We start from the raw sequence: 14,915 nt of genomic DNA, 5'->3' as shown, positions 1-14,915 counted from the left end.
CCTTTTAGAAAATTTACAGTCTATATTTTCAATAAAATTAGGAGCTTGATATGTCAAATGATGTTCAGCAACGTCCAGCCGCTTGGGAAGGTTTTGTCGGTGGCAACTGGGAAACCAACGTAGATGTCCGCGATTTTATTCAAAAAAACTACACGCCATATGAAGGCGATGCCTCTTTCTTGGCACCAGCAACCGAAGCCACAACCAAGCTGTGGGCGGAAGTGATGGAAGGCATCAAGGTTGAAAACCGTACGCACGAGCCGTATAAAATCGACGCGCAAATCGTCTCCGGTATTACCAGCCATGCTCCAGGCTATATCGACAAAAATTTGGAAACCATCGTCGGCCTGCAAACAGACGAGCCTTTGAAACGCTCTATCATGCCGTTTGGCGGTTTGAAAATGGTACAAGATGCGTGCAAAGTGTACAACGTTGAATTGAATCCTGAAGTCAGCGAAATTTTCACCAAATATCGCAAAACCCACAACCAAGGCGTATTTGACGTTTATACGCCCGACATCCGCCGCTGCCGTAAATCAGGTGTGATTACCGGCCTGCCGGATGCTTATGGCCGCGGCCGTATTATCGGCGACTACCGCCGCGTGGCATTGTACGGTATCGACTTCTTGATGAAAGACAAACTCAACCAGTTCAACTCACTGCAAGCCGATTTGGAAAACGGTGTGGACTTGGAAGAAGTCATCCGCCGTCGCGAAGAAATCAACGAACAATACAAAGCCTTGGGTCAAATGAAAGAAATGGCGGCTTCTTACGGCTACGACATTTCCGGCCCTGCAAAAAATGCACAAGAAGCCATCCAATGGACTTACTTTGCCTACCTCGCTGCCGTTAAATCTCAAAACGGTGCGGCGATGTCTTTCGGCCGTGTATCTTCATTCTTGGACATCTACATCGAACGCGACCTGAAAAACGGTGTGATTACCGAAACCCAAGCGCAAGAATTCATTGACCACTTGGTGATGAAACTGCGTATGGTTCGTTTCCTGCGTACTCCGGAATACGATCAACTCTTCTCCGGCGACCCGATTTGGGCAACCGAATCCATCGGAGGTATGGGCTTGGACGGCCGTACCTTGGTAACACGCACCAACTTCCGCGTGTTGCACACCCTGTACAACATGGGCCCGTCTCCTGAGCCAAACATCACTGTATTGTGGTCAGAACAACTGCCGCAAGGCTTTAAAGAATTCTGCGCCAAAGTATCCATCGACACTTCGTCTATCCAATACGAAAACGACGACTTGATGCGTCCTGACTTCAATAGCGATGACTATGCTATTGCCTGCTGCGTCAGCCCGATGATTGTCGGCAAACAAATGCAGTTCTTCGGCGCCCGTGCCAACTTGGCAAAAACCCTGCTGTACGCAATCAACGGCGGCGTGGATGAAAAATCTAAAGAGCAAGTTGGTCCGAAAACCGAGCCGATTATGGACGAAGTTTTGGACTACGACACTGTCTTTGAGCGCATGGACAAATTCATGGATTGGTTGGCAACCCAATACGTTACCGCGTTGAACATCATTCACTACATGCATGACAAATACAGCTACGAAGCCGCGTTGATGGCGCTGCATGACCGTGATGTGATCCGTACGATGGCTTGCGGTATTGCCGGTCTGTCTGTGGCTGCCGACTCCCTGTCTGCCATTAAATACGCCAAAGTGAAACCGATTCGTGACGAAAACGGCATTGCCGTTGACTTTGAAATCGAAGGCGAATACCCACAATTTGGTAACAACGATGACCGCGTTGACGATATCGCCTGCGATTTGGTTGAACGTTTCATGAAAAAAGTGGCAACCCACAAAACTTACCGCAACGCCACTCCGACTCAGTCCGTACTGACCATTACTTCCAACGTTGTTTACGGTAAGAAAACCGGTAATACTCCAGACGGCCGCCGTGCAGGCGCTCCGTTTGGTCCGGGTGCAAACCCAATGCACGGCCGTGACGTCAACGGTGCGGTCGCTTCATTGACTTCCGTAGCCAAACTGCCATTTGAGTTTGCCAAAGATGGTATTTCCTATACCTTCTCCATTATTCCTGGCGCATTGGGTAAAGACGAGCATTCTCGCGAACGCAACCTTGCCGGTTTGATGGACGGTTATTTCCACCATGAAGACGGTATTTTGGAAGGCGGTCAACACTTGAACGTCAACGTATTGAATCGTGAGACTTTGGAAGATGCAATGCACAATCCGGAGAAATATCCGCAGTTGACTATTCGAGTGTCCGGTTATGCGGTTCGCTTTAACTCGCTGACCCGCGAACAACAGCTTGACGTGATTACCCGTACGTTCACAGAAACCATGTAATCCGGGTTGAGAAACAAACCAGAAGCTAAATTTGCGTTTGGTTTGTTTTGAAACAAAGCTCCGAGGCCGTCTGAAATGTTCAGACGGCCTTTATTATCGTACAATCCATATAAGCAAAAACATTTTTGAGCCGAACACTATGTCCACGACTTTTGCCATTACCCCCGAGCCGGAACTGAAAGACCTTGGCCACCGTCACTATAACGGCAAAGGCATTATTCATTCGATTGAATCTTGCGGTGCTGTCGATGGTCCGGGTTTGCGCTACGTGCTCTTTTTGCAAGGTTGCCTGATGCGTTGCCTTTATTGCCATAATCGCGATACTTGGGATTTGCATACCGAGCAGGCGCAGGAATTGGATGTGGCAACCGTGATGAAGCAAGTCATGACCTATCGTCATTATCTGCGTGCGACAGGCGGAGGCGTAACGGCAACAGGCGGCGAGCCATTATTGCAATATGAGTTTGTGCGCGACTGGTTTACGGCCTGTCGGGAACACGATATCCATACTTGTCTCGACAGCAATGGCTATGCCTTGCACTATGATTCGATTTTGGATGATTTGCTTGATCATACCAATTTGGTCATGCTCGACTTAAAACAAATCGATCCTGAAATTCATAAAGTACTTGTCGGTATTCCCAATACCAAAACGCTGAAATTCGCGCGCTATCTTGCCGAACGCAATCAGCCGACGCGTGTGCGCTATGTGGTTGTTCCCGGTTATACCGATGATGAGCGTTCAGCGCATTTATTGGGCGAGTTTATTGGGAATATGGATAATGTAGAAATGGTCGAGCTTTTGCCGTATCACGAATTGGGCGCACACAAATGGGCTTTGTGCGGCGACGAATACAAATTAAAAGGCGTACATCCGCCGCCTAAAGAAACCATTTTGAAAATCAAAGAAATATTAGAGAGCTACGGAAAAAATATTATTTATTAAAACAGAAAAAGGCCGTCTGAAACGAAATAATCAGTTTCAGACGGCCTTTTCATTATTGAAAAAAACCTAAGCGTTCAATGCGGCCAAAACCTTGGCGACAACTTCTGATACCGCAACGGCTTGAGCCTGATTATCACGGCGCTCGGCATATTCGACATTGCCTTCTTTTAAGGCGCGATCGCCGATCACGATGCGGTGAGGAATACCCAACAGCTCGGAGTCATTCAGCAATACGCCCGCACGTTCGTCGCGGTCATCCAACAATACATCTGCACCGGCAGCCAAAAGCTCGGCATAGATTTTGTCGGCGGCTTCGCGTACAGCTTCTGATTTTTTGTAGTTCATCGGCACGATAACGACTTCAAACGGCGCCATTGCTTTGGTCCAAACAATGCCTTTTTCGTCGTTGTTTTGCTCGATGGCGGCGGCAACAACGCGGGTAATACCGATACCGTAGCAGCCCATTTCCATGATTTGGGATTTGCCGTTATTATCCAAGAAGCTGACATTCATGGCTTGGGTATATTTGTCGCGCAATTGGAAGACATGGCCGACTTCAATACCGCGCGCCAGTTTCAGACGGCCTTGTTCGTCAGGGCTGATATCGCCTTCGATGACATTGCGCAAATCGACAAATTCAGGCTCAGCAGCATCTCGGCCGAAGTTGAAGCCGGTATAGTGGTAGTCGTCTTCGTTCGCGCCGATAACCCAGTCTGCGCCTTTTTCGGTGGCGAAATCGGCATAGACTTTACCTTTGAAGCCGACAGGGCCGAGAGAGCCGCCGTTTGCACCGAACTGTTCAACAATCGCGGCAGGGCTTGCCATGGTCAGCGGTGATTTCACGCCGGCCAGTTTTTCTGCCTTGATGTCGTTAAATTCATGGTCGCCACGCAACAGCAGCAGGATGAGTTCGCCTTCGTTTTCGCCTTCAACCACGATGGATTTGAGGGTTTGTTCAACCGGAATATTGAGGAATTCAACCAAAGACTCAATGGTTTTGACGTTTGGTGTATGTACTTTGGTCAACTCGGCATGAGCAGCGGCGCGTTCGCCTTTAAGTGGCAAGGTAGGTGCCAATTCGATATTGGCGGCGTAATCAGAAGTGTCGCTATATGCAATAACGTCTTCGCCGCTCTCTGCCAATACTTGGAATTCGTGAGAGCCGGTACCACCGATGCTGCCGGTGTCTGCGGCGACGGGGCGGAATTCCAAGCCCAGACGGGTAAAGATACGACAGTAAGCGTCGTACATATCTTGATAGGTCGTCTGAAGCGAGGCATAGTCGGCATGGAAGGAATAAGCATCTTTCATGACGAACTCGCGCGCACGCATCACGCCGAAGCGCGGACGCACTTCATCGCGGAATTTGGTTTGGATGTGGTAAAAGTTTTTCGGCAGTTGTTTGTAGCTGTTGACTTCTTTGCGCACGATGTCGGCAATGACTTCTTCGCAAGTCGGACCCATGCAGAAATCGCGGTCATGACGGTCTTTCAGACGCAGCAGTTCTTTACCGTAAAACTCCCAGCGGCCGGATTCCTGCCACAGTTCGGCAGGTTGTACCACCGGCATCAGCAGCTCCACGCTACCTGCGCGGGCCATTTCTTCACGCACAATATTTTCAACTTTGCGCAATACACGCAGGCCCATCGGCATCCAAGTATAAAGACCGGATGCGTTGGCTTTGATCAAGCCGGCACGAATCATCAGCTTGTGGCTGGCAAGTGCGGCTTCGGCAGGAGCTTCTTTAAGGGTAGAAATGAAGAACTGGGAGGCTTTCATGGCGTATTTTTCTTTCTTAAAAATAAGTGCGTATTGTAACGCAAAATGTATGGCCGCGCGTCTTTTGAATGGCATCTGATGAAATCGGCCGTTATTTTACGCAGCTTTTGATTCGGGGCGATTTTTAGGGATGTCAACCCTAATTTATGCACAAAGCCGCATAACCTTGTTTTACCTATAAATTTTCACTGTATGATTATAGTAAAATCTTATAAATATAACTATTTGATTTTATTATATTTTATTTGATTAAATTTTAGTCAATTTAAGACTTAGTTTGTTCCTAAAGAAAATTTTACGATTACCCAAAGCTTATCAACAGATTTATCCACAGAGATTGTGTATAGATTTTAAATGCTGTCGGCGTAATGATTTCGCATGATTGGCAAGCCTTGTTTAAAGCAGATTGGGGCACCTTAAAAAGATGGTGCAACAACACGATGGGCAGGTTTTGCGCTAACATTCTGCTTATTGTTGTTTCCTTACAAGGAATAAAATGAAAAATTCAGAATTGCATTTGCTGGAACGCAGAAAGATGTTTAACGGGCATCAGGAACGTTACCGCCATTTTTCTCAAACTTGCCGGACGGATATGGTATTTGATGTCTATCTACCGCCACAAGTCTTAAAAGGCTATCCCGCACCTGTTTTATATTTTCTTTCCGGCTTAAATAGTGATGGTTCTGAATTGGTTCGGCAAAGCGGAATCCAACGTTTTGCGGCACAATGGAATATTATTGTGGTTTTTCCGGATACCTCGCCACGCGGTCAGCATGTTGCCGACAGTGAAGAGCATTATCTTGGACAGGGCGCCGGATTTTATGTCAATGCAACTGAAGCACCTTGGGCGCAGCATTATCAAATGGAAAGCTATATCAGCCAAGAATTGCCTGATTTGATCGAGCATCATTTTCCGGTAACGAAAGAGCGCAGCATTGCAGGTTTCAGCATGGGCGGGCATGGCGCGCTGCATTTGGCTTTGAAGCATCCCGGCCGATATGCTGCGGTTTCTGCCTTTGCGCCTTTATGTCATCCAATCGATACGGAAGGCGGCAGGCAGGCATTTTCAGCTTATTTGGGTCAAAACATGGAAACATGGAAATACTATGACAGTACAGAGCTGCTTCAGATGGCCTCGCATAAATTGCCTGTTTTGATCGATGTCGGCAGTGAAGATACTTTATATCCTGAAGTCCTGCAACCAGAAGGGTTTGTCCGCTCAACGCGTGAAAAAGGTTTCAATATCCAATATAAAGTACGTCCGGGCTATGGGCATGACTATTTCTTTATTGCCAGTTTTATCGATTCGCATATTGAGTTTCACGCTCAGGCATTAGGGCTTTAAACTATATTAAATAAAAGGCCGTCTGAAATCCGATTAATGGTCGGATTTCAGACGGCCTTTATTTGGTCTTTTTGTAACCTTTAATTTCAAACAGGCTTATTCCTCAGGACGTTCGCCGTCGGTATCGTCTAATTTACCTTCGGTAATATCGACATTGATACCGACTGCTGCACGGATTTTGGCATCGATTTCGTTGGCGATATCAGGATTTTCTTTCAGCCAAACGCGTACATTGTCTTTACCTTGGCCGATTTTTGCACCGTTGTAGCTGTACCATGCACCGGATTTCTCAACGATGTTATGTTTGACCCCCAAGTCGATCAATTCACCTTCCCAGCTGATGCCTTCGCCGTAAAGAATATCGAATTCGGCTTGACGGAATGGAGGCGCAACTTTGTTTTTGATGACTTTGACTTTGGTTTCGTTACCAATGACGTCATCACCTTTTTTAATCTGACCGGTACGGCGGATGTCGAGGCGGACGGAGGCGTAGAATTTGAGCGCGTTACCGCCGGTTGTGGTTTCAGGGCTGCCAAACATCACGCCGATTTTCATACGGATTTGGTTGATGAAAACAACCAATGTATTGGTGCGTTTGATGTGGCCGGTCAGTTTGCGTAAGGCTTGGCTCATCAGGCGGGCTTGCAGGCCGACGTGGCTGTCACCCATTTCGCCTTCGATCTCGGCTTTAGGCACAAGTGCGGCTACGGAGTCGACAACAACCATATCGATACCGCCAGAGCGTACCAATGTATCGCAGATTTCCAATGCCTGTTCGCCGGTATCCGGTTGGGAGAGATAGAGTTCTTCGACTTTTACACCGAGTTTGCGGGCGTAAATGGGGTCAAAAGCATGCTCGGCATCGATGAATGCGCAGATACCGCCATTTTTTTGGCATTGGGCAATGGCTTCGAGACAGAGTGTGGTTTTACCGGAGGATTCCGGGCCGAAAATTTCAACCACGCGGCCGCGGGGCAGACCGCCGACGCCGAGTGCCAAGTCCACGCCGAGGGAGCCGGTGGAAATAACATCAAGGTTTTCTTCCTGTTGGCTGCCGTCCATTTTCATGATGGAGCCTTTGCCGAAGTTTTTTTCGATTTGGGCAAGGGCGGCGGCTAAGGCTTTGCTTTTTTCGTCTGACATGTTTTCTCTCCGAAAGGAAATATGAATCGCTAAGAATTTATTTAGCTATTATCGCATAAATTAAGAAAAAGTATAGTTTTATTTTTATTTTTCAGACGGCCTGTGTTTTTTGTATGCAACAGGCCGTCTGAAACGTTGAATAATCAATCAGTTGGTCAATGATGCAAAAACTTGGAAATAGTCGGGGAAAGTTTTATGCGTACATTTCGGGTCGTTGATGATGACGGGGACGCCCAAAAGCGAAGCCAGAGAGAAACACATGGCCATACGGTGGTCGTCGTAAGTATCGATGACGGCATCGGGGGTAAGTGTTTCGGGCGGCGTAATATGAATGGCCTCGGCTTCTTCAACGACTTCTGCACCCAGTTTGCGCAGTTCGGTTGCCATGGCGGCGATGCGGTCGGTTTCTTTGACGCGCCATGAGCCGATATTGCGCAGGGCGCAGGGCTGTTTGGTGGCCAGTGCGACGATAGCCAGAGTCATGGCCGCGTCAGGGATATGGTTGGCATCCAAATCAAAAGCCTGAATCTTGCGCTCGGCAGGACGGGAAATTTCTACAAAATTTTCGCCCCAAATGACATCCGCACCGATTTTCTCCAGTTCGCGGGCGAAGGCAACGTCGCCTTGAATGCTGTGTGCGCCGATACCGGTTACGCGGATGGGTGTACCCGCAATCAGGCCTGCGCCCAAGAAATAAGACGCGCTGGAGGCATCGCCTTCTACATATAAATGTTCGGGCGCATGATATTTGGCACCGGCCGGGATTTTAAATACACGGTAGTCTTCATTGATGATGTTCACACCGAACTGCGCCATCAGCTTGAGCGTGATGTCGATATAAGGTTTGGAAATCAACTCGCCTACCATGTGGATTTCAAATGCTTGTCCGGTCAGGGGCAAAGCCATCAGCAGGGCGGTCAGGAATTGGCTGGAAACATTGCCTTTAATCGGAATAACGCGCTCGTCGTTGTCTTGGCGTTTGCCGATCTGAAGTGGCGGATAGTTTTCATTGCCCAGATATTGTACGTCCGCGCCTGCAATGCGCAATGCGTCGACCAAATCGCCGATAGGGCGTTCGTGCATACGCGGCACACCATGCAGATGATAGTCGCCACCCAAAACGGCAAGTGCGGCAGTCAAAGGGCGGAATGCCGTACCGGCATTGCCTAAAAACAAATCGGCGGTTGGATTGGGAAAGCGGCCGCCGGTGCCATGAACTTTCAGACGGCCTTCAGGTAAAGATTCAATTTGCACGCCGAGTTTGTCGAGTGCTTCAAGCATTCGGTCGGTATCGTCGGATTTGAGCAAAGAATGGATTTCGCAAACGTTGTCGGAGAGTGCTGCCAAGAGCAACGTGCGGTTGCTGATGCTTTTGGAGCCGGGCAGGGCAACGGTGGAAGGCTTGAGTGTAGAAGCGGGCAGGCGGATGGATTCGGTCATGGCTGGACTAAGCTCGTTTGAATTGTAAATTAGACCGATATTATACGCAGGCAGAGGCCGTCTGAAAAATGAAGAGGGTGCAATTTATTTGTGAAAAAATGAATTTTTATATCGTTACACTATTTCCCAATCGTTTATTTTGAAATTTTCTGCTTCTGTTTTGTGTTTGCCGCTATAACTTATTTTGTTGTGGCAAGTATATAACCAAACACCATAAGAAAATCAGAAACCATTCTTTCCTATTTTTTCAGACGGCCTTTAATATCGGCGGACAATCATTGATAAAGTAAGAGCACGACCATGAGCCATTATCCGTTGTTTGCCGATTTGAAAAACCGCCCTGTTTTACTGGCAGGTGCGGGTAAGGTTGCCGAGCGCAAGGCGGAAAGCCTGTTATCTGCTGGAGCGCGCGTGCGCGTTGTTGCGGAAACTTTGAATATGCAGTTTCAGCAATGGGCGGACGAAGGGAAAATAGTTTGGCTGGGCGGCTTGTTTGAAGAAGCCATGTTGGACGAGGTATATTTCGTTATTGCGGCGACGGATGATGATGGGTTTAACCGCCGTGTTTTTGAAGCGGCGGAACAACGGGCGAAATTGTGCAATACGGTGGATACGGCGGATTTGTGTTCGTTTATCGTGCCTGCCGTGGTAGATAGGGGGCCGTTGAAGATAGCCATATCTAGCGGCGGTACTGCGCCTGTATTGGCGCGGAAATGGCGGCAGATTATTGAAACATTGATTCCGCTGCATACGGGCACGATGGCGCGTATTGCCGGAAAATGGCGAGAAAAGGTTAAACAGACGATTCATCATGTCGAACGCCGCCGTTATTTTTGGGAAAAGTTGTTCGACAGCCGTTTTAGTATTTTTGCGGCTCAAAACAATATCGAAGCGGCAGAGCGTGAATTGATCACGCAGTTGAATCGGGAAACGCCGTTTGGCGGCGAGGTGGTTTTGGTGGGGGCAGGGCCGGGAGATCCGGGCTTGCTGACCATACATGCTTTGCAGGCAATTCAGGCTGCGGATACCGTGTTTTACGATGCTTTGGTGTCGGATGAGATTTTAGCGATGGTGCGTAAAGATGCGGTGAAAATCAGCGTGGGCAAACGCGCCGGTGCGCACCATGTTCAGCAGGAAGAAACCAATCGTCTCTTGGTTGAACACGCTCAAAAAGGCGAGCGCGTGGTAAGGTTGAAAGGCGGCGATCCTTTTGTATTCGGGCGCGGCGGGGAGGAAGTGCAAACCCTGCATCAGGCCGGAATCGCCTATCGCATTGTGCCGGGCATTACTGCTGCACTTGGAGCTACTGCTTATGCCGGTATTCCGTTAACCCATCGCGATTGCGCCCAAAGTGCTTTATTTGTAACTGGCCACAGCAAACACGAGGGCAATCAGCCTGATTGGCAGACTTTGGCTTTAAGCCGTCAAACGCTGGTAATCTATATGGGCACGCTTAAAGCGGCTGAGATTGCGGAAAAACTGATGGCTTATGGCAGGCAGCCTTCTACACCTGTTGCCGTGATTTCCAATGGGACTTTACCGAATCAAACCGTGCGGACAGGCCGTCTGAAAGATTTGGGCTTGCTGGCTGCCGAAGCAGAGCGTCCGGCTTTAATGGTGATTGGCGAAGTGGTTGCCCTGCGTGATGAGATGAAATGGTTTGGGGAATTTGTCGAATGCTATGAAGAAGCTGCGTAAAGAGGATTGATCAAACAAGGCCGTCTGAATATTGGTTTTCAGACGGCCTTGCCTTATTTAAAAGCTTGGCAATATTACTGATAACGTTCTGCCAGTCCATATAGGATGATTGCGGTCAGCCCCCAGATGTCGTAGCGTCGGAAAGGCAGGGCGGGGAGGGCGAGGGTTTGATTGTTGTGATGAAGTTGACGGAATGTATAGTTTTGCAGGTTTAAGGCGAAATCCAAAGGCAGATAAAAAATTTCAGCTACTTCGTCGGGATTGGCTTTGGGGTTGACGGGTTGGGTGCAAATTGCCGGAACAGGCGTAACACGGTAGCCGGAGGGCGTGTCATAAAAGGGTAGCGGCGCAAAAGTCTGCCATGCGGCAATCGGAATGGCGGTTTCTTCATAAGCTTCTCTTAACGCCGTTGCCGTTAGGTTATCGTTTTGAACATCTTTGCGGCCGCCGGCAAAGGCGATTTGTCCGGTGTGCTGCCTTAAGGTCTCGGCCCTTTTGGTCAGTAAGATTTGCCACGCTCCTTCATGCAAGACAATGCCGACCAAAACGGCTGCTTCTTTGACTGTGTGGGCGGTAACTAATTGATTGCGCTCTGCTTGCATACGGCTGCTGAAGTGTGAAGCTTGAGTGAGGAAATGGATAAGTTGGTCGGTATTCATTTCTGGCGCTGATCATTTTATGCAGATGAGGATTACACAAGGTTTACGGTTACCGTGTCAACAAAATAGGGTGCGTGTGTTACAGTTATGCCTGAATGATAAATAAAGCTTTGCGTCTGTTCTGCAAGTGCTTAGGCCGTCTGAAAATGCCGGCAGGTTCTCAAAAAGGATAGTTATGTTGTTTTCCCCATCCCGTATTCAAGTAGCAGCTGCGGCTGTCATGATGTTGTTTGCTACACAAACTTTCGCCGCGCCCGGCGATTCAAATGCAGTTTTTGAATCGGCTAAGATTATAAAAAAGAAAAGCCGTGCCGACCGTTTTTCTCCCGAAGAGCGTGAGCAGGAGCGGATACGTCTGTTGGGTATACAAAACCGCACATCGCAGGTTTTTACTTTGTTAAATTCAGAACTGGCTCTGCAAAAGGGTGATGCCGCCTCTGCACTGTTTACTTATATTTTGACGTTGCATCGCACCAAATCTCCCGAAGTGGCCGAACGCGCTTTGGAGATGGCGGTTTCTTTAAATGCCTTTGAACAGGCTGAAGCCATTTACCAAAAATGGCGCGAAATCGAGCCTGAGCCTGGTGAAACACAAAAGCGTATGACTTGGTTGCGCAATTTGCTGCTGGGTAAAGCCGATAAGAATTTGAGCGGATTGGACGAGGTGATTGCCGGCGGTAGTGAAGACGAGCAAAAGCGCGTGTTCTTGCTTTTGGCGCAAACCGCAGCCCAACAGCCGAATCTGACCAGCGATGCGGTCAAACAGGTGCATAAAACGGCCTTGAATTATAAAGATTTTCCAGAAGCGGCGATTGCGGATGCAATTTTTAGTGCAAAAGACGGTCAAAAGAAACACGCCATTGCCGCATTGCAACGCTTGGCCAAGTTGGACAACGAAATTCTGCCGCCGACTTTTGTTACCCTGCGTCTGATGGCGCAACGGCATCCTGATATTCTGGACGGCTTTTTCAAAGAGACAGACACCAAAACCTTATCTCCGATTTGGCAGGAATTGGATATCGCCAATTTGATCGCCCATGGCCAAAATGATAAGGCTTTTAAGCGTTTGCAGACTTTGTTGGAAGAAAATCCAAACCCTGATTTGTATATTCAGGCCGCCTTATTGTCCGCCAGCAAGACGGAAAATATTTCTGCGGTAAACAGTTATCTGGAAAAGGCTTATAAAGCCGGCACGGAAGAGCAGCGCAGCCGTGCAGCGTTAATTGGTGCGGTTTCATATAATGATGTAGAAGAATTGGCCAAAGCCAAACAATGGCTGGATAAGGTAACGGCTACGGCTTATACGTTTGATAAAACCATTTTGGCTGCTTCCATCGAAGCTAAACAGGGTAACCATAAAGAGGCTTGGGCATTGGTGCAACGCGCACAAAAAATGCCCGAGCAAAGAGGACGTTATTTTGAAGCCAGGGATTTGCTGAATACGGCTTTGTTCGTATTGTCTAAAAATACCAATCTGCAAGAATCGTTGAACGCTTTGAACAGCTTGGTAAATTCCACCGAAAAATCCTTGAAAACCCAAGCTTCTCCAGAGTTGCTTGCCAATGTGCTGTATCAGCGTTCGATGGTGTATGAGAAGCTGAATCAGCCAAGCAAGGCGATTGCCGATTTACGCCGTGTGGTAGAGCTGTATCCGGATAATCCGCATGGTTGGAATGCTTTGGGCTATACCTTGTTGTCAAACGGCAAGGATTTGGACGAGGCTTTCAAAATGGTTCAGACGGCCTATCAAATGGATCCGGAAAGCGCAGCAATTAATGATAGTGTAGGCTGGGCTTATTATCTTAAAGGCGATGCCCAAATGGCTTTGCCGTATATCCAATATGCCTATGAAAAAGAACCTGAAGCCGAAGTCGCCGCGCATTTGGGCGAAGTCCTATGGACGCTTGGAGACCAAGACAAGGCCAAAGAAATCTGGAATGACGGCTTGAAACGCGGAAACAATCTCCGAGTATTAAAAGAGACAATGTCCAAATTTGGTATAACGTCCAGCAAACCGCATACTCAAAAACACAAATAAAACCAAAAGGCCGTCTGAAAAGCGTTTGATTTCAGACGGCCTATGAAGGGATATCCATGAATGTAAAACAATTATCATCGGTTGCAGCCTTATTGCTTTTAGCTGCCTGTGCACAGCCAAACTTACCCCAGCAAAACAGTTGGCAAGCAGCAGAGCAGGTGCAGGATTTTAGTGCAGACGGTCGATTGGCTGTCAAAGTGGAAGGCAAAGGCTCTTATGCAAATTTCGACTGGACTTATCAGAATGCGGTTCAAACCATTGATGTCAATACACCGCTGGGTAATACCGTAGGCCAGCTGTGTCAAGACAGTGAAGGTGTATTGGCAGTAGACAGTAAGGGTAAGGTTTATCAGGCGGAAACGGCTGAGGAATTAAGCAGACAGCTTTTGGGCTTTGCTTTGCCGGTTCAATATCTGCATATTTGGGCTGATGGTAAACGCGTTGCCAATGCGCCATACAAAATCCTGCCTTATGGCCGTCTGGAGCAGTTTGACTGGACAATATCGCGTACTTTAAATGGTTCAGGACAGCCCAAAACACTTCAACTTGAGAATGCCAAGTTTAATATCCGCTTGGTGTTCGATACGGTAAACCACTCTTTGGATAAGAATGGACAAACCCGATGCGCAGCACGCAAATAGAGGATACCATGTCTGTTTCAGAGGAAATCCAAGCCTTTCCTGCACCGGCTAAATTAAATTTGGATTTGAGGATTACCGGCCGCAGGAGCGATGGTTATCATAATTTGGAAAGTATTTTCTGTTTGATCGGCTTATATGATACCGTTCATCTGAAAATGCGTACTGATGGGCAGATTATTCTGCATACGCCGGTAGAAGGGCTTGAGCCTGAGCAAGACTTGACTCATCGGGCGGCTAAATTATTACTGCCATATGCAAGCGTGGCGCATGGTGTCGAAATCTGGTTGGATAAGGTGATTCCGACCGGAGGCGGATTGGGCGGCGGCAGCTCTGATGCAGCCACGGTTTTAATGGTTTTAAACCAATGGTGGCAATGCGGCTTGAGCAGGCAGCAACTGATTGATTTAGGCGTAAGTCTTGGTGCAGATGTTCCTTTTTTTATTTTTGGAAGAAGTGCTTTTGCCAAAGGCGTAGGCGAGAAGCTGGCTGAAATAGATGTCCCTAAACAATGGTATGTTATCGTTAAGCCCCCCGTCCATGTGGCAACCGCTAAAATTTTTGCACATGAAGGCTTGACACGGGATTCCAAACCCAGCATAATGCCGACTTTCCAATCGTTACAGCCGTTTCAAAATGATATGCAGGCGGTTGTGTTTCAGGAATATCCTGAAGTTTGGAAGGCTTATGTTGAGTTATCCCAATATGGTTATACATTAATGACCGGTTCAGGGGCTTGTTTATTTATAGCAAGTGCATCTCATCAGGAAGCAAATACAATTTACCAACAGGTTTCTCAATCATATGAAGTTTATTGTGTGGAAGGATTAGATATTCATCCGCTGTTTCATATGATTTAGTAAGTTGGGGAGTCGTCAAGCGGTTAAGACACT

Annotated in this window: 11 protein-coding genes; 7 read left to right on the top strand and 4 right to left on the bottom strand. The window is 47.9% G+C overall.

Features of this window, described 5'->3' with window-relative positions:
- The first annotated feature begins 50 nt into the window (after nucleotides 1–50).
- Complete coding sequence (gene pflB, locus HMPREF3047_RS10105) at nucleotides 51–2,336, top strand: formate C-acetyltransferase (RefSeq protein WP_070713929.1); 2,286 nt, start codon at nucleotides 51–53, stop codon at nucleotides 2,334–2,336.
- Nucleotides 2,337–2,475: 139 nt separating this feature from the next.
- Complete coding sequence (gene pflA / locus HMPREF3047_RS10100) at nucleotides 2,476–3,282, top strand: pyruvate formate lyase 1-activating protein (RefSeq protein WP_070713925.1); 807 nt, start codon at nucleotides 2,476–2,478, stop codon at nucleotides 3,280–3,282.
- Nucleotides 3,283–3,348: 66 nt separating this feature from the next.
- Here the strand turns inward: pflA and HMPREF3047_RS10095 are convergent, their stop codons facing one another.
- Nucleotides 3,349–5,061, bottom strand: a complete 1,713-nt coding sequence (locus HMPREF3047_RS10095; protein ID WP_070714217.1) for a proline--tRNA ligase — start codon at nucleotides 5,059–5,061, stop codon at nucleotides 3,349–3,351.
- A 496-nt stretch (nucleotides 5,062–5,557) separates the two neighbouring features.
- Here HMPREF3047_RS10095 and fghA point away from each other — a divergent pair, with 496 nt between their 5' ends.
- On the top strand, nucleotides 5,558–6,406 hold the full coding sequence (fghA, locus tag HMPREF3047_RS10090) for an S-formylglutathione hydrolase (RefSeq protein WP_070585700.1): 849 nt from the start codon (nucleotides 5,558–5,560) through the stop codon (nucleotides 6,404–6,406).
- Between the two features lie 96 nt (nucleotides 6,407–6,502).
- On the opposite strand, the gene recA is transcribed toward fghA, so the two are convergent.
- Nucleotides 6,503–7,549 (bottom strand): recombinase RecA, encoded by a 1,047-nt coding sequence (gene recA / locus HMPREF3047_RS10085; RefSeq protein WP_070713923.1) that lies wholly within the window; start codon nucleotides 7,547–7,549, stop codon nucleotides 6,503–6,505.
- A gap of 147 nt (nucleotides 7,550–7,696) precedes the next feature.
- Nucleotides 7,697–8,989: a 3-phosphoshikimate 1-carboxyvinyltransferase gene (gene aroA / locus HMPREF3047_RS10080; protein WP_070713920.1), complete on the bottom strand. Its 1,293-nt coding sequence runs from the start codon at nucleotides 8,987–8,989 to the stop codon at nucleotides 7,697–7,699.
- A gap of 300 nt (nucleotides 8,990–9,289) precedes the next feature.
- Here aroA and cysG point away from each other — a divergent pair, with 300 nt between their 5' ends.
- Nucleotides 9,290–10,687, top strand: coding sequence for a siroheme synthase CysG (cysG, locus tag HMPREF3047_RS10075; RefSeq protein ID WP_070713917.1), 1,398 nt, complete (start codon nucleotides 9,290–9,292; stop codon nucleotides 10,685–10,687).
- A gap of 74 nt (nucleotides 10,688–10,761) precedes the next feature.
- Here cysG and HMPREF3047_RS10070 read toward each other — a convergent pair whose 3' ends face one another.
- The gene (locus HMPREF3047_RS10070; protein WP_070713915.1) at nucleotides 10,762–11,346 is read right to left on the bottom strand and encodes a CoA pyrophosphatase; all 585 of its coding nucleotides are present in this window, start codon (nucleotides 11,344–11,346) and stop codon (nucleotides 10,762–10,764) included.
- Nucleotides 11,347–11,521: 175 nt separating this feature from the next.
- Here HMPREF3047_RS10070 and HMPREF3047_RS10065 point away from each other — a divergent pair, with 175 nt between their 5' ends.
- From HMPREF3047_RS10065 to ispE, 3 genes are read left to right on the top strand one after another with little or no spacing between them, the layout of a single operon-like run.
- Nucleotides 11,522–13,384 carry a tetratricopeptide repeat protein gene (locus HMPREF3047_RS10065; RefSeq protein WP_070713911.1) on the top strand — a complete coding sequence of 621 codons (1,863 nt, stop codon included), beginning with the start codon at nucleotides 11,522–11,524 and terminating at the stop codon, nucleotides 13,382–13,384.
- 56 nt (nucleotides 13,385–13,440) lie between these two features.
- Nucleotides 13,441–14,025, top strand: coding sequence for an outer membrane lipoprotein LolB (locus HMPREF3047_RS10060; protein ID WP_070713910.1), 585 nt, complete (start codon nucleotides 13,441–13,443; stop codon nucleotides 14,023–14,025).
- Nucleotides 14,026–14,033: 8 nt separating this feature from the next.
- Nucleotides 14,034–14,882, top strand: coding sequence for a 4-(cytidine 5'-diphospho)-2-C-methyl-D-erythritol kinase (gene ispE / locus HMPREF3047_RS10055; RefSeq protein ID WP_070585735.1), 849 nt, complete (start codon nucleotides 14,034–14,036; stop codon nucleotides 14,880–14,882).
- The last annotated feature ends 33 nt before the right edge of the window (nucleotides 14,883–14,915 follow it).

This window comes from Neisseria sp. HMSC075C10 (genome assembly GCF_001815615.1).
GTDB lineage: Bacteria > Pseudomonadota > Gammaproteobacteria > Burkholderiales > Neisseriaceae > Neisseria > Neisseria subflava_A.
The sequence above is the reverse complement of the archived record's forward strand: the minus strand, read 5'-3'. Positions and strand labels throughout refer to the sequence as shown.